The sequence below is a fragment of the Pararhodobacter sp. SW119 genome, from assembly GCF_017811755.1.
Classification (GTDB): Bacteria; Pseudomonadota; Alphaproteobacteria; order Rhodobacterales; family Rhodobacteraceae; genus Pararhodobacter.
Window position 1 is genome coordinate 81662 of the sequence record NZ_JADDJF010000005.1, and the last position, 19298, is coordinate 100959.

A 19298-nucleotide genomic window follows, 5' to 3' on the forward strand; every position below is an offset into this window, starting at 1 on the left:
ATCGGAGTGCCATGTCCAGACCCGCCGTCCTCGCCGCCTCGCTGATCACGGCACTGGCCGCCACGCCGGCGCCGGCGCAGGGCTGGCTCACCCTCGACTTCCCCGGCGCGCCGGCGCGCCTCGCGCCGGTTGCCGGCGGGGCCGGGATCACCCGGTTCTCGATGCTCGACGCCGTGGGGATCGAGGCTGCGGGGGAAGCCGGGGCCGAGACCGCCCGGCTGGTGATCGAGATCGCGCTGCCCCCCGATGCCGCGCCCGGCACCCTACCGCTCGACGCCCGCGTGACCTACCGGCCCGACGGGTTCCGCAACTACTGGCAGACCGCCGACCTGCCGCCACCCGGCGCCATCGTGCTGGAGGACGTCGCGCTGCGCGGCCCCGCGCCGCGCCTGGCCGGCCGCTTCGAGGTCGTGCTCTGCCGCCGCGCCTCGGTCATGGTGCCCGCCGATGCCGGCGACTGCCGCTCCGCCGCCGGCGCCTTCGACACGCCGCTGCAGATCGACTGAAAAGGTCCGACCATGCCCCGACACGCCGCCGTGCCCCGACAGGATGAAAACCTGGCCCCGCGCGCGGAATCCGTCCGCGCGACACCGGAATCAAAGCTTTCATTCCGGTTAACAAAAAAACCGTTATCACTTGCAATCAATATGTTGCAGCTTTGCTCAAGCTTGAGCAAACCGCCCGACGAACCCCCGCCGCGCCGGGCGAGGCCGGCGGCATGGACCCTCGCCGCCACGCTGGTCGCCACGCTGATCGCCGCTCCGGCGCCGGCCCAGGTCCCGCCGCAATGGCGCGCCGAGTTCCCAATGACCGATTTCGAGACCGCCAGCGTCGATCTTTCCGAGATCATCTCCGGCGGCCCGCCGCGCGACGGCATCCCCGCGATCTCGGAACCCACCTTTCTCGCCGCCGCCGAGGAGACCCGCATCGACCCCCGCGAGCCGGTGATGACCTTTGAGGCCGAGGGCGCCACCCCCCGCGCCTATCCGATCCGCTAACTGATGTGGCACGAAATCGTCAACGACCGGGTCGGCGGCCGCCCCATCGCCGTCACCTACTGCCCGCTCTGCAACTCGGCCATGGTCTTCGACGCCACCATCGACGCCACCCCGCACAGCTTCGGCGTCACCGGCAAGCTGCGCCATTCCGACATGGTCATGTACGACCGCGAGACCGAAACCTGGTGGCAGCAGGCCACCGGCGAGGCGATCGTCGGGGAACTCACCGGCCACCGCCTGACCCTGCTGCCGGCCTGGATGGAAAGCTGGGCCGAGTTCACCGCGCGCAACCCGGGCGGCCTCGTCATGGACGAGCCCGACTGGCGCCGCGCCTACGGCACCAATCCCTACACCGGCTACGATACCTCAAGCCGGCCCTTCCTCTATCAGGGCGAGGACCCGCCGCACGGCATCCCGCCGCTGGCCCGCGTCGTGCGCGTGGAAAACCGCGCCTGGACCTTCGCGCGGCTGCGCGCCGAAGGCGAGATCCGCGAGGCCGGCGTCACCCTCACCTGGACCCCCGGCCAGGCCTCCGCCCTCGACGCCCGCGACATCGCCCGCGGCCGCGACGTCGGCACCGTCCGCGTCCGCGACGCGGCCGGCCGCAACCTGCCCCACGACATCCCCTTCGCCTTCGCCTTCCACGCCCTCTTCCCCCACGGCGACTGGATGCTGGCCGAGTGAACGGTGGGCCGCGGCGGAAGCGCGCGAGTCAGTCAGACTGGCCCGCGTCAGGGCGCGGCGTCGGTCTCGGCGATGAAGTCGTCGACCGAGAAGCGGTCATTTCGCAGGATCAGCCTTCCCTGCGCGTCGCGGGGCCACTGTGCCGCGGGCAGGTCGACATAAAGCTCGACCCCGTTCTCGTCCGGGTCGCGCAGGTAGACCGCGGTGCTGACACCGTGATGCGCCGCGCCGTCGAAGGGGATGCCTGCCGCCTTCACACGCTTGAGCACGGCGACAAGCGCCTTGCGGTCGGGATAGAGAAAGGCCGCGTGAAAAAGCCCGGTGTGGCCGGGCGGCGGCGGTGTGGCGCCGGCGCTGTCCCAGGTGTTCAGCCCGATATGGTGGTGATACCCGCCCGCACCGAGAAACGCGGCCTTGTCCAACCTCACGTTGAGCGCAAAGCCCAGAACGTCACGATAAAAGACAATCGCCCGGTCGAGGTCGGAGACGCGGAGATGGACATGGCCCACGCAGGTTCCAGCGGGTGCTTCGCTTCTGTCGGTCATTTCAGGCTCTCCCCATCGAATCCGACATTCCCCAAGTGGTCGGCCGCCTGAGACGAGGATCGACTGGATTTGCCGGTTGACCAAGCGTTTTGTGCCCGGGCGGCGCTTGTCTGCGCCAAGACACCGAAGTGAGGGCGGACGGGGCCGCGCTTTTCCATCACCCGAAGCCAGGAAGGGTCTTCAGGAATTCGTGCCGTTCGAACCATCCCGTTGCACATCGGGATGCCGAATGCAGCCCGGGACTCTCCGCTCACCCCGGGTCTTTTCAACCCGCAATAAGTCGCAGGGGCGCCAAGCGGCGGGCTGCCGTCTGCATGCGGCTTGCAGCACCCCCCCCGCTCAAGCGGCGCCGCGCGTTTCGACCATGCGGGCGTAGATGGCGGCGCCCAGCGGCAGGATGGCATCGTCGAGCACGAAGCCGGGGTTGTGCAGCGGCACCGAGCCGGCGTGGCCGATGGTGCAGTAGGCGCCGGGGACGACCTGCAGCATGTCGGCGAAATCCTCGGACCCCATGACGATGTCGGTCTTGATTGCCGCCTTCTCGCCCACGAATTCCTGCGCCACCGCGATCATCGCGTTCGACAGGTCGGCGTCGTTCTCCAGCACGTCGAAGACGTTGCGCATGTCGAGCGTGATCTCGATCCCGTAAGCGCTCGCGAGACCCTTGCAGATCTCCTCCATCCGGCGGGTGACCATGTCGGCGGTCTTGCGGTCGAAATAGCGCACGGTGCCGGCGATCCTGGCGCTGTCGGGGATGACGTTGTAGGCCGCACCGGCGTGTATCTGCGTGACCGACAGCACGATCGGTTGTGCGGCGGGCACGTTGCGCGCGACGATGGTCTGGAACTGCTGGACCAGCGCGGTGGCGATGACGATGGTGTCGATGCCGGATTCGGGCATGGCGGCGTGGCAACCCTTGCCGGTGACGGTGATGTCGAAGAAATTCGCGCCGGCCATCGCCGGGCCCTTCTTGACGCCGACGATGCCGGGTTCGTGGTAGGGCGAGTTGTGCATCCCGTAGATCTCGTCACAGGGGAAGCGGTCGAAGAGGCCATCGGCGACCATCGCGCGGCCGCCACCCAGCCCCTCCTCGGCGGGCTGGAAGATGAAGACGGCGGTGCCGGCGAAATCGCGCGTCTCGGCCAAGTAGCGGGCGGCACCCAGCAGCATCGTGGTATGCGCGTCGTGGCCGCAGGCGTGCATCACGCCGGGGGTCTTGGAGGACCAGGGCAGGTTCGTCTGCTCGTCGATGGGCAGCGCGTCCATGTCGGCGCGCAGGCCGATGGTGCGGCCGGGGCGGTTGCCGTGCAGGACGCCGACGACGCCAGTCTTGCCGATGCCTTCGTGCACCTCGATCCCCCAGGTGCGCAGCTTGGCGGCGACGATGCCGGCGGTGCGGACCTCCTGAAAGCCGATCTCGGGGTGTTCGTGGAAATCTCGGCGGATGGCGGTCAGGTCGTCGGCGAAATCGGTGATGCGCTGCGGGATGGTCATGCGGGGTCTCCGTTGAAGGGGGCGCCCAGGGGTTCCAGGCGCAGGCCCGGGCGCAGGCGGCGCCAGGGCAGGGTTGCGGGGTTGACGGCCATCGGGCCGGGGGCGGCGCAGACCAGCACCGCTTCGGATATTGGTTGAAAGTCGGCGCGGAAGTGGTTGGAACTCTTGACGATAACGATCTTTTCCTCCTCGGGCGGGATGCCGAGGGCGCGGAACATCTCGCGGTCGGCCATCTGCGCCTTGGCCGAGGTGAGCGCGATGCGCAGATCGCCGATGCGCAAGGCCGCCGAGGGGCCCATCTGCATGACCCGCCCGCCGTAGAACGGCCCTGGACAGGGAAAGGTGCCGTCCGAGAGAACCTCGACGGTGAACTCGCTTTCCAGTGGCGTGTCGCCGGGCTGCGAATGGCCGCCAAGCGCCAGCCTGACCGTGGCGCCGGTGCCGGCCTGATGCACCATGCGGGCGGCGGCCGGGTCGAAGAGGTTGCCAATGGCACCCGGCGCGCCCGCCGCGAGCATCGCGCGGATCATGCCGGTGGTGTCGCTATTGGCGCCGGCGCCGGGATTGTCCTGGGTGTCGGACAGGACCACCGGCCGGCGGGCATGGGCGGCGAGGCGCAGCGCTTCGGCCACGCCGTCCGCGGGACTGTAGACGCGACCGCGGAAGTCGGGCTCGGCGGCGGCGACAGCGTCCATCATGGCATGGGCCGCGCCGTCGGCGCGGGGGCCGTAGGCGAGGACGGACATGCCGCAATCGTGGAAATCGGCGGCCGGGAAGCCCATGTTGAAGCTGAGGGCGGTGACGTCCTGCGCGATCTCCGCCAGCCGCGCGTAGAGGCCACGGGCGGGGTCGGTCCAGGTCGATTGCCAGGAAATGGCGGTCAGGAACGGGGCTTGCAGAAAGGTCTTTTCGGGTTTGCGGCCGGTCTCGATCATTTGCGCCAGAACGGTCGCGGCGCGCGCGCCGGTCGCGATCATGTCGACATGCGGATAGGTGCGGTAGCTTTCCAGCAGGTCTGCCTGCGCGAACATCAGGGGCGTCACGTTCGCGTGCAGGTCCAGTGCCACGGCCACCGGCACATCCGGCCCGATGCGGTCGCGCAGGCGGCGCAGGATCTCGCCCTCGCCATCGTCCAGATGTTCGGTCACCATCGCGCCGTGCAGGTCCAGAAACACGCCATCGAGCGGAATCGCCGCGGCGATCCGGTCGATGAGCGCGCCGGTGATGCGCTCGAACGCATCCTCGGTCACCTGCGCCGAGGGCGAGGCCGCGCACCAGAGCGCGGGCATCATCTCCCAGCCACGTGCGCGCCCTTCGGCGATGGCGCCGGCGATGGCGGCGTTGACGTTCGACAGATGCGCGAAGACCTCGTCGCCGTGCCGGATGGGGCCGTAGCCCGACGCGCCATCGAAATCGGCATAGCTAGCCTTGGACGGGCCGAAAGTGTTGGTCTCGTGCAGGAACCCGCCGATGGCGATGCGCGGCATGCTGACTCCGATCAGAGCTTGTTGAGCCCGCACCAGCGGGCGATGAAGACGGCCAGCACCTCGGTCACGTCGCGCACCGAGGCAAGATCGACGCGTTCGTCGAAGCCGTGGATGTTTTCGGCCCGCGGACCGATGCAGAAGGCGGGGATGTCGTAGTAGAGCCCATAGAAGCGCGTGTCGGTCAGCGCGGTCATCTTGTTCTGGCGCAGTTTTGCGCGCGCGCCCTTTACCGCGTGCAGCGCCGCTTCCATTTCCTTCAGCCCCGGCTCGGCATCCTCGCCCAGCACGTAGCCCTCGGCCTGAAAGCCGTTCCAGACGACCTCGGGCGGGTTGTTCGACAGGAACGGATGATCGCGCGCGGCGGCCGAAATGCAGGCCTCGATCCGGCCTTTGCAGTCGTCTGGCGACCAGCCGGGCAGCAGGCCCATGCGGCAGTCGACGTCGCACCAGGCCGGCACCGAGGAGGCCCAGTCGCCGCCCCGGATCTTGCCGGCGTTCAGGTTCAGAGGGTGGCGGACATCCTTGTAGACCTCATCCTCGGCGGCGCGGTCGTTCCAGTCCTTTTCCAGCCCCTTGAGTGCGCGGATCAGGTCGGTGGCGGCGAGGATCGCGTTCGACCCCTCCCCCGCCTTTGCCACATGCACGGGCTTTCCGCGCACGCGCAACTTGAACCACAGCACCCCGATCTGCGCGCGGTTGATCGTCAGGTCCGAGGGCTCGGGGATCACGGCGAGGTCGGCGCGGTAGCCCCGCTGCAAGGTCGAAAGCGCGCCAAGGCCGGTCGACTCCTCCTCGATCACCGACTGGAAATGGACGCGGGCGGCGGGTTCGTACCCGGCGGCGCGGATCGCATCGAGCGCAAAGAGCGCAGCGACGGTGCCGGACTTCATGTCGCCGGCGCCGCGGCCGTACATCCAGCCGTCCTTGACCACCGGGTCGAAGGGCGGATGGGTCCACATCTCGTGCGGGCCTTCGGGCACGACGTCGAGATGGCCCTGAAGGATCAGCGATCGGCCCGAGACGCTGGCGGGCCGATGCGTGCCGACGACGCTGCGCGCGCGGGAAAAGTCGCCTTCGATCGGGCCGAAACCGGGCAGCGCTTCCAGGTCGGAAAGGTCGAGGGTCCAGTCGTCGACCTCGTAGCCGCGCGCGCGCAGGGCGTCGGCGATGAAGTCCTGCGCCGGGCCTTCGGCGAATCGCAGGCTGGGAATGCGCACGAAATCGGCCAGAAACGCGGTCTGCGCGTCGAAACGCGCGGCCACGGCCTCGCGGATGTCGGCGATTGCCGGGCTCGGGTCTTTAGCATTGGGCATGCGGCACTCCGGCGATTGCTGAACGCGTGCAACTTGCGCCGGATCGGCAGGCATTTCCAGCCCCTCGCGCGCACGGCTTGGCAGTTTCTTTCGAACCGGAACCTTTCGCCGTCCCCGCCACCATGGTGATTGACAGGCGAAAGGCGCGGCCTCTACGATGCCCTCAGGGCAAAACCCGCACCCGGCCGGAATGGTTCGGTGGGAGAAAGCGGTGCCTGACAATGGGGAGAATTGGGATGATTCCAGGACTGTCGAATATGCTCGGCGGGCTTTCGCGCCCGGTCGTTCTGATGGCGGCGACCGCCAGCGCGCTGGTAATGGCGACGCCGCTATCGGCCGATACCTTGCGGGCGGTCAAGCATTCGGCGCTGCGCGTGCTCGATCCGATCATGACCACCGCCTACATGAGCCGCAACCACGGCTACATGATCTACGATACGCTGTTCGCGCTCGACGAGAACATGGAAGCGCAGCCGCAAATGGTCGACAGCTACGAAGTCTCCGACGACGGGCTGGAGTATCGTTTCACCCTGCGCGACGGGCTGATGTTCCACGATGGCGCGCCGGTCACTGGCGAGGATGTCGCGGCCTCGATCGCCCGTTGGGGCGAGCGCGACGCGATGGGTCAGCTGCTGATGAGCTTCGTCGCCGACATGGGCCAGGACGACGAGGACGCCAATGTCTTCGTCATGACCCTGTCCGAACCCTACGGTCTGGTCATCGACAGCCTCGCCAAACCCTCGTCGAACGTGCCGTTCATCATGCCGGCGCGTCTCGCGGCGAACACGCCGTCGACCGAGCAGGTGCCCGAACAGATCGGCTCGGGCCCGTTCCGCTGGGTCGAGGACGAGTTCCAGCCGGGCGTCGTCGCGGTCTACGAGAAGTTCGAGGAGTATGTCCCGCGCGACGAAGAACCGAGCTGGGGCGCCGGCGGCAAGGTCGTGCATGTCGACCGGGTCGAATGGATCGTCATGCCCGACGACCAGACCAAGCTCAACGCGCTGATGGCCGGCGAGATCGACTACTGGGAGGATGCCTCGGCCGACCTGCTGCCGATCCTGCAGTCCGACCCGGATATCGAGGTCGCCAACCTCAACGCCCTGGGTTACCAGACGATCATGCGCCCGAACGCGCTGCACGCGCCCTTCGACGACGCGCGCATCCGCCGCGCCGCGATCCTGGCGGTGCACCAGCAGGACGTGATGGACGCGATGATCGGCAACCCCGATCTCTATGTCCTCTGCGGGGCCATGTTCATCTGCGGCACGCCGCTGGAAAGCGATGTCGGAGGGCAGACGCTGGTCGATGGCAGCGGCCAGGACCAGGCGCGCGCGCTTCTGGAGGAGGCGGGCTATGACGGCACGCCGATCGTTCTGATGCATCCGACCGACGTCTCGACGCTGCGCACGCAGCCAGTCGTGGTGGCCCAGGCGCTGCGCGACGTCGGCTTCGAGGTCGACTTGCAGGCGATGGACTGGCAGACGCTGGTCGGCCGGCGCGCCAACCAGGCCCCCCCGGCCGACGGCGGCTGGAACATGTTCATCACCAACTGGGTGGGCGCGGACGTGTTCAACCCGATCGTGAACAACATGGTCGGCGGTCAGGGTTCGGAAGGCGGCTGGTTCGGCTGGCCCGAGGATGCGCCGCTGGAAGAGCTGCGCCTGGCCTATGCCAAGGCCCCCTCGCTGGAGGACCAGCAGCAGCTGGCCGCCCAGATCCAGGAGCATGTCTACGAGCAGGGCTACTACGCCCCGATCGGTCAGTACTTCGTCATGACCGCCTGGCGCGGCGAACTGGAAGGCGTGCTGGAAGGCCCGGCGCCCTACTTCTGGAACATCCGCCGCGCCGACTGAGGCCCGACTGAACCGGGGCCGCCCGCCACTTGGGCGGCCCCACCCCCGAAGGACCCCGGCATGTTCGGCTATATCCTGCAGCGCATCTTTGCCGCGATTCCGGTCATGGGCTTCGTGGCGCTGATCGTCTTCCTGCTTCTGCGCCTGACCCCGGGCGACCCGGCCGCGATCCTGGCTGGCGACGCCGCGACCCCTGCGCAGATCGCGCTCATCCGGACCCGGCTGGGGCTGGACGACCCGCTCTATGTGCAGTTCTTCAGCTGGATCTGGGGGATGCTGCGCGGCGATTTCGGCGTTTCGCTGCTGTCGGGCACGCCGGTGCTGCAGATGATCGCCAGCCGGATGGAGCCGACGATCAGCCTGGCGCTGACCACGATCACGCTTTCGGTGCTCATCGCCGTGCCGCTGGGCGTCATCGCCGCCTGGAAGCAGGGCACGCTGATCGACCGCTTCGTGATGCTGCTGTCGGTCGTGGGCTTTTCGGTGCCGGTCTTCGTGATCGGCTACGTCATGATCTCCTTCTTCGCGATGGAGTTGCGCTGGTTCCCGGTGCAGGGCTTCCGGTCTATCACCGACGGGCTGCAACCCTTCCTCGAACGCATCACGCTGCCGACGCTGACGCTGACGCTGCTCTATGTCGCGCTGATCGCGCGGATCACCCGCACCTCGATGCTGGAGATCCTGGGCGAGGATTATATCCGCACCGCGCATGCCAAGGGCCTGTCCGAAACCCGGGTTCTGATGCGCCACGCGCTGCGCAACTGCTCGGTCCCGATCATCACGGTCATCGGCATCGGCTTCGCGCTGATCATCTCGGGCGTCGTCGTGACCGAGAGCGTCTTCAACCTGCCGGGTCTGGGGCGGCTGACCGTCGATGCGGTTCTGGCCCGCGACTATCCGGTGATCCAGGCAGTGATCCTGCTCGCGTCGCTGGTCTATGTCGTCGTCAACCTGCTGATCGACATCGCCTATGTCGTTCTCGATCCGAGGATCCGCTATCAATGACCGACACCGCAATTCCCATTGACCGCGGCGACCGGCCCTCGACGCTGCGCAAGATCGGCGAAGTCGTGGTATCCAGCCCTATGGTGATGCTGGCTGCGGTGCTGCTGGCGATCATCGTCCTCGCCTCGATTTTTGCGCCCTGGATCGTGCCGCATGACCCGGGCCGGCTGTCGCCGTCGGTGCGTCTGCGCGGACCCGACAGCACCTTCTGGATCGGCACCGACGCTTTCGGGCGCGACCTTTTCTCGCGCGTCGTTATGGGTGGGCAGATCTCGCTCGCCGTGGGCGTCGGCGCGGCCATCGTCTCGGTGGCGGCGGGGCTGGCGCTGGGGCTTCTGGCCGGCTACATCCGCTGGCTCGACGCGATCCTGATGCGCTTCGTCGACGGGCTCATGGCGATCCCGAACATCCTGCTGGCCATTGCCATCGTCTCGCTCTGGGGCGCAGGGCTCTGGACCGTGCTCATCGCCATCACCATCCCCGAGATTCCGCGCGTCGTGCGCCTCGTCCGTTCGGTCGTGCTGTCGGCGCGCGAGGAACCCTATGTCGAGGCCGCGATCGCCGCCGGGTCGTCGAGCTGGCTGATCATGCGCCGGCACCTCTTGCCCAACACCGTGGCGCCGCTGATCGTGCAGGGCACCTACATCTGCGCCTCGGCGATCCTGGTCGAGGCGATCCTGTCGTTCCTCGGCGCCGGCATCAACCCCGAGACCCCGTCCTGGGGCAACATCATGGCCGAGGGGCGGCTCTTCTTCCAGATCAATCCCGGCATCATCCTCTGGCCCGGTCTGGTCGTGTCGGTCACGATCCTGTCGATCAACCTTCTGGGCGATGCGGTCCGCGACGCGCTGGATCCGCGCATGGCCAAACGGGGGATCGACCGTTGAACAAACCCGTCCTCGATATCCGCGGCCTGCGCATCGCGCTGGACGGCCGCGCCGACCAGGAACTGGTCAAGGGGCTGGACCTGACCATCCAGCCCGGCGAGACGATGTGCCTCGTGGGCGAGTCCGGCTCGGGCAAGTCGATCACGGCGCTGGCGGTCATGGGTCTGCTGCCCAAGGCGCTGAAGATGACCGCCGGGCGGATCGAGCTTCTGGGCGAGACGATCCACAACGCCCCGGCGCCGAAGCTGCGCAAGCTGCGCACCACCGCCATGTCGATGATCTTCCAGGAGCCGATGACCGCGCTCAACCCGGTCGCAAAGGTCGGCCGGCAGATCGACGAGGTTCTCGAGGCGCATTCGAACCTGGGCGCGAAGGAGCGCAAGCGCCGCGTGCTGGAAATGATGGAATCCGTCCACCTGCCCGAGGTGGAGCGCATCTACCGCTCCTACCCGCACCAACTGTCGGGCGGGCAGCGCCAGCGGATCATGATCGCCATGGCGCTGATCATGCAGCCGCAGCTTCTGATCGCGGACGAACCGACGACCGCGCTGGACGTAACCACCCAGGCGCAGACCCTCTCGCTGCTGCGCGAACTGCGCGAAAAGCAGGGCACGGCGGTCCTGTTCATCACCCATGACATGGGCGTCGTCGCCGACATCGCCGACGACGTCACCGTGATGAAGCTGGGCGAGGTGATGGAAGCGCAGCCGACCGAACAGTTGCTGCGCCACCCCCGGACCGACTACACGCGCGAGTTGCTGAAGGCCGTGCCCAGTCATGTGCCGCGCCCGCCGCGTGCGGACGACAATGCGCCCGTGGTGCTGCAGACCCAAGCGCTGACCAAGGTCTATTCGCAGGGCGGCTGGCTGGTCAAGACGCGCGAAACCGTCGCCGCCAAGGAGGTCGCCTTCACCCTGCGCAAGGGCCGCACGCTGGGCATCGTGGGCGAGTCCGGCTCGGGCAAGACCACGGTCGCGCGCTGCATCATGCGCCTGATCGACCCGACCTCGGGCACGATCGAGATCGACGGCACCGACATCGCCACCCTCCCCCCGCGCGAGTTGAAGCCGCACCGACGCAAGTTCCAGATTGTCTTCCAAGACCCGATGCGGTCCCTGAACCCAAGGATCGAGGTCGGCCAGTCGATCATCGAGGGACCGCTGAACTTCGGCGTGCCGCGCAAGCAAGCGATGGCCCGCGCGCGCGAGTTGATGACGCTGGTCGATCTGCCGGCCTCGGCCGTCGACCGCTTTCCGCACCAGTTCTCGGGCGGGCAGCGCCAGCGCATCGCCATCGCCCGCGCCCTGGCCATGGACCCCGAGGTGCTGGTCGCGGATGAAGCCGTGTCGGCGCTGGATGTCTCGGTGCAGGCGCAGGTCCTTCGGCTGATGGCGGATCTGCAGGCGAAACTCGGCCTCGGCATCCTGTTCATCACCCACGATCTCGGCGTCGCCGCGCAGATCTGCGACGACGTGATCGTCATGCAGCACGGCGTCATCGTCGAATACGGCCCCGCGGGCGAGGTGCTGGCCACCCCGCAGCACCCCTATACCAAGGCCCTGATCGAGGCCGCGCCCGGCCGGCACTGGGACTTCGCAAATTTCCGCCCCTTCTCCGAATCCAGACAGGACGCCTGACCGCATGAAACCGATCGACCTGCCCTTCGACGCCGATGAAATGCTGGCGGGTCTGCGCCCCTGGATCGAATGCGAAAGCCCCACCTGGGACGCCGATGCCGTGAACCGGATGCTGGACCTCGCCGCGCGCGACCTCGCCGCGATGGGCGCGCGGATCGAACGTATCCCCGGCGCGCGCGAGCCTTCGGGCGTGACGATGGGCGGCATGATCCGCGCCGAGTTGCCGCATCCGCGCGCGGGTGAACCCGGCATCACCATCATGGGCCATTTCGACACCGTGCACCCGGTCGGCACGCTGGCCGTCAACCCCTTCCGGCGCGAGGGCGACAAGTGCTGGGGGCCCGGCATCTGCGACATGAAGGGCGGCAACTTTCTGGCGCTGGAGGCGTTGCGGCAACTGGCCCGTGCCAGTATCGAGACGCCGCTGCCGGTGCGCATCCTCTTCACCCCCGACGAGGAGATCGGCAGCCCAACCAGCCGCGCGCTGATCGAGGCCGAGGCCGCGCGCGCGAAATACGTGCTGGTACCCGAGCCGGGCCTGCGGGGCGGCGGCGTCACCTCGGGCCGCTACGCCATCGCCCGCTACAACCTGCGCACCACCGGCAAGCCGAGCCATGCCGGCGCGCGCCTGTCCGAGGGCCGGTCGGCCATCCGCGAGATGTGCAAGCGCATCCTGCAGATCGAGGAGATGACCTCGGATTCGTGCACCTTCTCGGTGGGCGTGCTGCATGCCGGGCAATGGGTCAACTGCGTCTCGTCCGAGGCCCGCGCCGAGGCCCTGAGCATGTCGAAACGGCAGGAAGACCTCGATCAGGGTGTCGCGGCGATGCTGGCCCTGACCGACGCGCAGGCGGGATTCGAGGTCACCCGCGGCCTGACCCGCCCGGTCTGGGAACCCTCGGAGGCGACGCTGGCGCTGGTTGCGCGGCTCGAGGCGCTGCACAAGGCGGTGGGCCTCGATTTCTCGCACAAGAGCCAGGGTGGCGGGTCGGACGGCAACTTCACCGGCGCGATGGGCGTGCCCACGATCGACGGCCTGGGGGTCGAGGGCGACGGCATCCACACCCTCAACGAACATATCGACGTCCCGAGCCTGGTCGCCCGCGCCCGCGTCTTTGCCGGCCTGCTGGCCGAACTCGACTGACCCACCGCCCGGACCCTCAGCAACGGCGACTCGGACGCGGCGCGACCGAGGGGCGCCCCCGGCCCGGATGGCGCCCGGTCGCACAGGCTCCGGAAGTTCTCCCGCCCCTCGTCAGGCTGCACGCTGCGCGTGCAACCTTCCTCGCGTTGGGCCGGGCGCCGCGCGCTTCGCGCGCGGCGAAAAGAGGCCCTGTCGCCAGTGGCGGGTCCCGCCCCCTCCTGCTTCATCTTTCCGAAAATATCCCGGGGGGTGAATTGGCGCAGCCAGGAGGGGGGCAGCGCCCCGCTTCGCCCTCGCAACCGCATCATGCCCCGTAGGGAAGCCAGACGGTCTTGACCTGCACCGCGTTCGCACGGAACGCACCTGCCCGCCCCTCGGCGCCGGCCCAGTCTCGCGCCCGCACCTCTGCCCAGACCGGCTTGAGGTTGCCAGCCGCCGCCCGCTCGGCCGCGGCGCAGGTCGCCGGATCGGCGAAGACCCAAAGTGCCGCCGCATCGTCATGCGCCGCCAGCACCGCCGCCAGCTCCGCCTGCGCGCCGGTCACGATGTTCACCACGCCCGCCGGCACATCCGAGGTTTCCAGCACCTGCACCATCTCCAGCGCCGCGTTCGGCGCCGATTGCGACGGCACCGCCACCACCCGGTTGCCGAAGGCGATGGCCGGCAGCACGGTCGAGAGGAACCCCAGAAGCGGCGCCTCGTCGGGGCAGATCACCCCCATCACGCCGAAGGGCTCGTTCAGCGCAAGCGTCAGGTGCCCAGAAACCGTGTCGGCCGCGCGCCCCTCCAGCTTGTCAGTCCAGCCCGCCCAGTAAAGCGCGCGGTCGATTGCGGCCGCGACCTCCTTCTCGCCCACCAGCGCGGCGAAGTCTCTGGCCCGCGCCGTCAGGTTCTCGGCCAAGAACCAGAGGACCTGCGCCCGCGCGTGGCCGGACAGGCCGGTCCAGCCCCCGGCCTTCGCCGCGGCCTCCACAGCGTTGCGGATATCCTTCCGGTTGCCCAGGGGCGCAGCCCCGCCCGGCGCGGCAAAGCTGTAGCCGCCATCCGGCCGCGCCTGCTTCCCGCCGACATAGAGTTTTCGCGTGCGGTCGATCCCGCCCGCGCCCTCGTCGCCCGGCAACGGGGCGGGCGCGGCCAGCGCCTTGCGCTCCTTGCCCGAGGGTGCCGGCGCGGCCAGATAGGCCAACATCCCGGCGCGCCCGCCTTCGCGCCCGAAACCCGACTCGCGCATGCCGCCAAAGGGCGCGTTTGCGTCGAAAAGGTTGGTGCCGTTGATCCAGACCACCCCCGCCTTCACCTGCGCCGCCAGGTCCATCGCCACCGTCGCGCTCTCGCTCCAGATCGACGCAGCGAGGCCGTAGCGCGTCGCATTGGCCAGTTCCACCGCCTCGGCCGGTGTGCGGAAGGACATGACGGCTGCGACGGGGCCGAAGATCTCGTCGCTCCAGCCTATGTTCGACGTGCCCAGCCCGGTCAGCAGGCCGGGCGGACAGAAGTTGCCCACCGCCGTCCCGGCCAGATGCAACTCGGCCCCCTGCTCCACCGCCTGGTCCAGGATCGACCCGACCCGCGCCGCCTGCACCGGATGCACCAGCGCGCCGATATCCACGCCCTTGTCCATCGGATCGCCCAGCCGCAGGCGCGCCATCCGGTCCTTCAGGCGGGCGATGAACCGCTCGGCTACCGCCGCCTGCACCAGAACGCGCGACCCCGCGCAGCAGACCTCGCCCTGGTTGAACCAGATCGCATCGACCACGCCTTCGACCGCGGCCTCGAGGTCTGCGTCGGCCATGACGATGAAGGGCGACTTGCCGCCCAGTTCCAGCGTCAGCGCCTTGCCGCTGCCGGCCGTCGCCCCCCGGATCGCGCGCCCGACCTCGGTCGAGCCGGTGAAGGCGATCTTGTCGACATCCCCGTGATCGACCAGCGCCGCGCCTGTCGCCCCATCGCCGGTGACGATGTTGACCACCCCCGGCGGCAGGACCTGCGCGCAGATGTCCGCAAAGAGCAACGCGGTCAGTGGCGTGTATTCGGCCGGCTTCAGCACCACGGTGTTGCCCGCTGCCAGAGCCGGCGCGACCTTCCACGCCAGCATCAGCAGCGGAAAGTTCCAGGGGATGATCTGCCCGCAGACGCCGTGCGGGTGCAGGCCGGGGAATTCGTCCTCGACCAAGGCGGCCCAGCCGGCGTGGTGATAGAAGTGCCGGATCGCCAGCGGCACGTCGATGTCGCGGCTTTCACGGATTGGCTTGCCGTTGTTCAGGGTCTCCAGCACCGCGAAAAGCCGCGCGTGCTTCTGCATCCGCCGCGCCAGCGCATAGAGCGCGCGCGCCCGGTCTGCCCCCGGCGTCTTCGCCCAACCCTTCGCCGCCTTGCGCGCGGCGGTGACCGCGCGATTCACGTCCTTGACGCTGCCTTGGCTGACCTGGGCCAGCACCGCGCCGGCGGCAGGGTTGATCGCGTCGAACAGGTCCGCCGGCCGGGTGAACTTGCCCCCGATGAAATGCCCGAAGGGCGCGCGTTTCAGCCAGTCCAGCGCCGGACCGGGGCTTTCGGGCGAAGGGCCGTATTCCATGGTGGCAAGGGCCTCGGTGAGGTTGGGCATGGGCATCTCAGGCCAGCGCGTGGCGGTGGGTCGCCGAATAGCGGCCGGTGACGTGATGCTCCAGCTGGCGCTCGATATCGCCCAGCATGGACGAGGCACCGAGGCGGAACACCTCGGGCTCCAGCCAGTCGCGCCCCAGTTCCTCGCGCATCAGGATCTGCCAGGCGATGGCGTCCTTGGCACTCTTCATCCCGCCTGCCGGCTTGAAGCCGACCCGCTGGCCGGTGCGCGCACCAAAGTCGCGGATCGCGCGCAGCATCACGAGGCTGACGGGCAGCGTCGCGTTCACCGCCTCCTTCCCGGTCGAGGTCTTGATGAAATCCGCGCCCGCCTGCATGGCGACCACCGAGGCGTCGTAGACATTCTTCAGCGTCACCAGATCGCCGGTGCCCAGGATGGCCTTCATATGCGCAGCACCACAGGCCTCGCGCATCGCCGCGATCTCGTCGTGCAGCAGCGCCCAGTCGGCGCGGAAGACATGCGCGCGGGTGATCACGATGTCGATCTCGGCCGCGCCTTGGTCCACCGCGTAGCGGATCTCGGCCAGTCTCAGGTCGCGCGGCATCAGCCCCGCCGGAAACCCCGTGGCGACCGAGGCGACGGGGATGCCGGAATTCGACAGCGCCCGCACCGCCGGCGCCACCATCGTCGGGTAAACGCAGACCGCCCCCACCCGTGGCATCGCCGTCAGCCCCAGGCCCGCCACGATATCCTCACCCAGTGGCCGGCGCGCCTTGGCGCAAAGCCGCGCCACGAGGTCCGGCGTGTCGTCGCCCGCCAGCGTCGTCAGGTCCATGCAGCGGATCGCGTTGAGCAGGAACGCCGCCTGATGCACCTTCTTCGGACCGCGCCGCGCGACCAGCGTCGCGGCCCGCCGCTCGGCCGCGGGGCGGTTGACGCGCACGGGCTCGAACCAGTCGGTGGCAAGCGGCATCGTCGGGTTGCGGTCGGGCGTCATCCTGAGGGTCCGGGGCTGTTGACGCGCCAGCCTAGGTCGGCGCGCGGAACAGGGCAAGTGCGCGTTGTCGCAGCCCCGCGGGCAAACTTGATAAATCCGCTCAGGCAATGTAACCCTGCCCCTGCGGCGCGCCGTCGCTCCCGCCAGCGGGGCCAAGGGGTCAGATGAACGAACGGCCAAAGATCCTGTCCTTCAAGATGCCGGCCGAGGCCTCGCCGCTGGGCTACCGGCAGAAACCCGCCAAACCCTTGCTCGAGGTCGACCGCCTGCGCAAGACCTTTGCCCACGCGCAGACCGCGGCGGTCGAACGCGTCAGCCTCAGCCTGGGCGAGGGCGAGGTGATGGCGCTTCTCGGCCCCTCCGGCTGCGGCAAGACCACGACGCTGCGCATGATCGGCGGGTTCGAGGCGCCCGACGAAGGCCGCATCGTCTTTGCCGGGCAGGACATCACCGACCTGCCGCCCGAGGCCCGCGAAATCGGCTTCGTCTTTCAGGACTACGCGCTCTTTCCGCATCTGACGGTGCTGGAAAACGTGCGTTTCGGCCTGCACCGCCTGCCCCGCGCCCGGGCCGAAGCGCGCGCGCAGGAGATGCTGGCCTTCGTCGGGCTGGAAGAGTTGACGCGCCGGCGCCCGCACCAGCTGTCGGGCGGCCAGCAGCAGCGCGTGGCGCTGGCCCGCGCGCTGGCCGTCGCCCCCCGCCTGATCCTGCTGGACGAGCCCTTTTCCAACCTGGACGCCAAGATGCGGGTGGAAACCCGGCAGGAAGTGCGCAAGATGCTGAAATCGACAGGGGCGGCCGGGATCCTCGTCACCCACGACCAGGAGGAGGCGCTGGCCGTCGCCGACCGGATCGCGGTAATGGACAAGGGCCGCGTCGTCCAGATCGCCACCCCTGACGAGATCTACCGAAATCCCGCCACCGAATTCGTCGCTAACTTCATCGGCCGGTCGAACATCCTGCGCGGCAACGCTAGCGGCATGCAGGCGCAAACCGCCTTCGGCAACCTGCCCCTGTCGCGCGCGGCCAATGGCGCGGTCAACCTGGCGGTGCGACCCGAACAGATCCTGCTGGAACCCGACGCCGCCGGCCCCGCCGTCGTCACCGGGCGCGAATTCCGCGGCCACGATCAGATCTACTGGGTGCAGGAGGGCGAGCGCTGCATGATCGTCATCTCGGGCCCCGGCGCGCAGCACGATATCGGCACCCGCGTGCGCCTGCGCATTTGTGATTGCGTGGTTCCGCTCAACTGACGGCTGAGCCCTTTGCGCAGGCCCCGGCCTGCGCTATGCTCCGCGCAAAAGACCACAAAACAAACACGAGCAGCAGGAACACGCGACGATGGTTCATCTCCGCGCAGGCATATTCACGGCATTGCTGGTCTCGCTCGCCGGGTGCGGCGGCGCCAGCGCCTTTCTGGAACGGTCCCCCCGCCCGCAAGCCCGCCCCCCGGCGGCCGAGGTGACGCGGCTGGCCGCCACCGCACCGCGCACGGCGACCTACGACCAGTGGATCACGGGATTTCGCGGCCGCGCGCTGTCGCAGGGCGTGAGCGTGCGCACCTTCGACCGGGCTTTCGCCGGCGTCGGCTACAACGCCGATTCAATCCGCCGCGACCGCCACCAGCCCGAGTTTACCCGGCCGATCTGGGGCTATCTGGACACCGCCGTCTCGGACACGCGGATCGACAACGGCCGCCGCGCGCTGCGCGACCACGGCCGCACGCTGGCCGCGATCGAGGCCCGCTACGGCGTCGAGAAAGAAGTGGTGGCAGCGATCTGGGGGCTGGAAAGCTCCTACGGGTCGTTGCGCGGCAACACACCGATCATCGAATCGCTGGCGACGCTGGCCTACGAGGGGCGCCGGCGCGCCTTCTTCGAACAGCAACTGATCGCCGCGCTGCAGATCCTGCAGGCCGGCGACACCACGCCCGAGCGGATGGTCGGCAGCTGGGCCGGCGCGATGGGGCACACCCAGTTCATCCCGACCAGCTACCTGGACTATGCGGTCGATTTCACCGGCGACGGGCGGCGCGACATCTGGTCGGACGACCCGACCGACGCGCTGGCCTCGGCGGCGGCGTATCTGTCGCGCTTCGGCTGGCAGCAAGGCCAGCCCGCCCTGGTCGAGGTCCGCCTGCCCTCGGGCTTCAACCCGCGTCTGGCGGGCAGCGCGCGCCCGGTGCAGGACTGGGCGGCGATGGGCGTGCAGTCGCAGCGCGGCGGCCGGCTGCCCGGCGTGGGCGAGGCGACGCTGATGTTCCCGGCCGGCGCCAACGGCCCGGCCTTCCTGACCTTCCGCAACTTCCAGGTGATCAAGCGCTACAACAACGCCGACGCCTATGCGATCGCCATCGCGCACCTGGCCGACCGGCTGCGCGGCGCCGGCCCCTTCGTCGCCGCCTGGCCGCGCGACGACCGCCCGCTGAACGCCAGCGAGCGCGAAGAGCTGCAACGCCTTCTCGCGCGCACGGGGCACTACCAGGGCGAGATCGACGGCCGCATCGGCTCGGGCTCGCTGGCGGCGGTCCGGTCCTGGCAGGCGGCAAACGGCGTGGCGCCCGACGGCTATGTCTCGCTCGCGCTGCTACAACGGCTGCGTCGCTGACGCCCGGTGGGCACGAAGTCCCGCCAGCGACAGGACACGCCTTACGCGATCGCTCCGCCGCAGGCGCCCCTTCCGGGCCGA

General features: G+C 68.9%; 14 protein-coding genes and 1 pseudogene. 9 read left to right on the forward strand and 6 right to left on the reverse strand.

The window, feature by feature from the left end; translation table 11 throughout:
- Nucleotides 1-11 precede the first annotated feature (11 nt).
- Together IM708_RS05145 and IM708_RS05150 are read left to right on the forward strand one after the other, a co-directional pair.
- On the forward strand, nucleotides 12-506 hold the full coding sequence (locus tag IM708_RS05145; protein ID WP_209425256.1) for a hypothetical protein: 495 nt from the start codon (nucleotides 12-14) through the stop codon (nucleotides 504-506).
- A gap of 231 nt (nucleotides 507-737) precedes the next feature.
- A pseudogene (locus tag IM708_RS05150) lies at nucleotides 738-1682 on the forward strand (DUF3179 domain-containing protein).
- A 47-nt stretch (nucleotides 1683-1729) separates the two neighbouring features.
- Here IM708_RS05150 and IM708_RS05155 read toward each other — a convergent pair.
- From IM708_RS05155 to IM708_RS05170, 4 genes are all read right to left on the reverse strand, one after another.
- Nucleotides 1730-2227: a VOC family protein gene (locus IM708_RS05155; RefSeq protein WP_209425257.1), complete on the reverse strand. Its 498-nt coding sequence runs from the start codon at nucleotides 2225-2227 to the stop codon at nucleotides 1730-1732.
- A 339-nt stretch (nucleotides 2228-2566) separates the two neighbouring features.
- Nucleotides 2567-3721 (reverse strand): M20 aminoacylase family protein, encoded by a 1155-nt coding sequence (locus IM708_RS05160; RefSeq protein ID WP_209425258.1) that lies wholly within the window; start codon nucleotides 3719-3721, stop codon nucleotides 2567-2569.
- On the reverse strand, nucleotides 3718-5208 hold the full coding sequence (locus tag IM708_RS05165; protein ID WP_209425259.1) for a M81 family metallopeptidase: 1491 nt from the start codon (nucleotides 5206-5208) through the stop codon (nucleotides 3718-3720). Before IM708_RS05165 ends, IM708_RS05160 begins: the two co-directional genes overlap by 4 nt.
- An 11-nt stretch (nucleotides 5209-5219) precedes the next feature.
- Entirely contained in the window at nucleotides 5220-6521 is a 1302-nt protein-coding gene (locus IM708_RS05170) for an ArgE/DapE family deacylase (RefSeq protein ID WP_209425260.1), read from the reverse strand.
- 236 nt (nucleotides 6522-6757) lie between these two features.
- On the opposite strand from IM708_RS05170, the gene IM708_RS05175 reads away from it, so the two are divergent.
- The 5 genes from IM708_RS05175 to IM708_RS05195 all read left to right on the forward strand — a co-directional run bounded on the left by IM708_RS05175 (nucleotide 6758) and on the right by IM708_RS05195 (nucleotide 13047).
- A complete protein-coding gene (locus tag IM708_RS05175; protein WP_245243008.1) occupies nucleotides 6758-8374 on the forward strand; it encodes an ABC transporter substrate-binding protein in 1617 nt (538 codons plus the stop codon).
- 60 nt (nucleotides 8375-8434) lie between these two features.
- Nucleotides 8435-9379, forward strand: coding sequence for an ABC transporter permease (locus tag IM708_RS05180; protein WP_209425261.1), 945 nt, complete (start codon nucleotides 8435-8437; stop codon nucleotides 9377-9379).
- An 80-nt stretch (nucleotides 9380-9459) separates the two neighbouring features.
- On the forward strand, nucleotides 9460-10266 hold the full coding sequence (locus IM708_RS05185; RefSeq protein WP_245243017.1) for an ABC transporter permease: 807 nt from the start codon (nucleotides 9460-9462) through the stop codon (nucleotides 10264-10266).
- Nucleotides 10263-11903: an ABC transporter ATP-binding protein gene (locus tag IM708_RS05190; protein WP_209425263.1), complete on the forward strand. Its 1641-nt coding sequence runs from the start codon at nucleotides 10263-10265 to the stop codon at nucleotides 11901-11903. Before IM708_RS05185 ends, IM708_RS05190 begins: the two co-directional genes overlap by 4 nt.
- 4 nt (nucleotides 11904-11907) lie before the next feature.
- Nucleotides 11908-13047, forward strand: coding sequence for a M20/M25/M40 family metallo-hydrolase (locus tag IM708_RS05195; RefSeq protein ID WP_209425264.1), 1140 nt, complete (start codon nucleotides 11908-11910; stop codon nucleotides 13045-13047).
- A 304-nt stretch (nucleotides 13048-13351) separates the two neighbouring features.
- Here IM708_RS05195 and IM708_RS05200 read toward each other — a convergent pair whose 3' ends face one another.
- Both IM708_RS05200 and deoC read right to left on the reverse strand, forming a co-directional pair.
- The gene (locus IM708_RS05200; RefSeq protein WP_209425265.1) at nucleotides 13352-15652 is read right to left on the reverse strand and encodes an aldehyde dehydrogenase family protein; all 2301 of its coding nucleotides are present in this window, start codon (nucleotides 15650-15652) and stop codon (nucleotides 13352-13354) included.
- 7 nt (nucleotides 15653-15659) lie between these two features.
- Complete coding sequence (gene deoC / locus IM708_RS05205; protein WP_209425266.1) at nucleotides 15660-16610, reverse strand: deoxyribose-phosphate aldolase; 951 nt, start codon at nucleotides 16608-16610, stop codon at nucleotides 15660-15662.
- A gap of 164 nt (nucleotides 16611-16774) precedes the next feature.
- On the opposite strand from deoC, the gene IM708_RS05210 reads away from it, so the two are divergent.
- A complete protein-coding gene (locus tag IM708_RS05210; RefSeq protein ID WP_245243009.1) occupies nucleotides 16775-17863 on the forward strand; it encodes an ABC transporter ATP-binding protein in 1089 nt (362 codons plus the stop codon).
- 88 nt (nucleotides 17864-17951) lie between these two features.
- Nucleotides 17952-19217 (forward strand): lytic murein transglycosylase, encoded by a 1266-nt coding sequence (locus tag IM708_RS05215; RefSeq protein ID WP_209425267.1) that lies wholly within the window; start codon nucleotides 17952-17954, stop codon nucleotides 19215-19217.
- The last annotated feature ends 81 nt before the right edge of the window (nucleotides 19218-19298 follow it).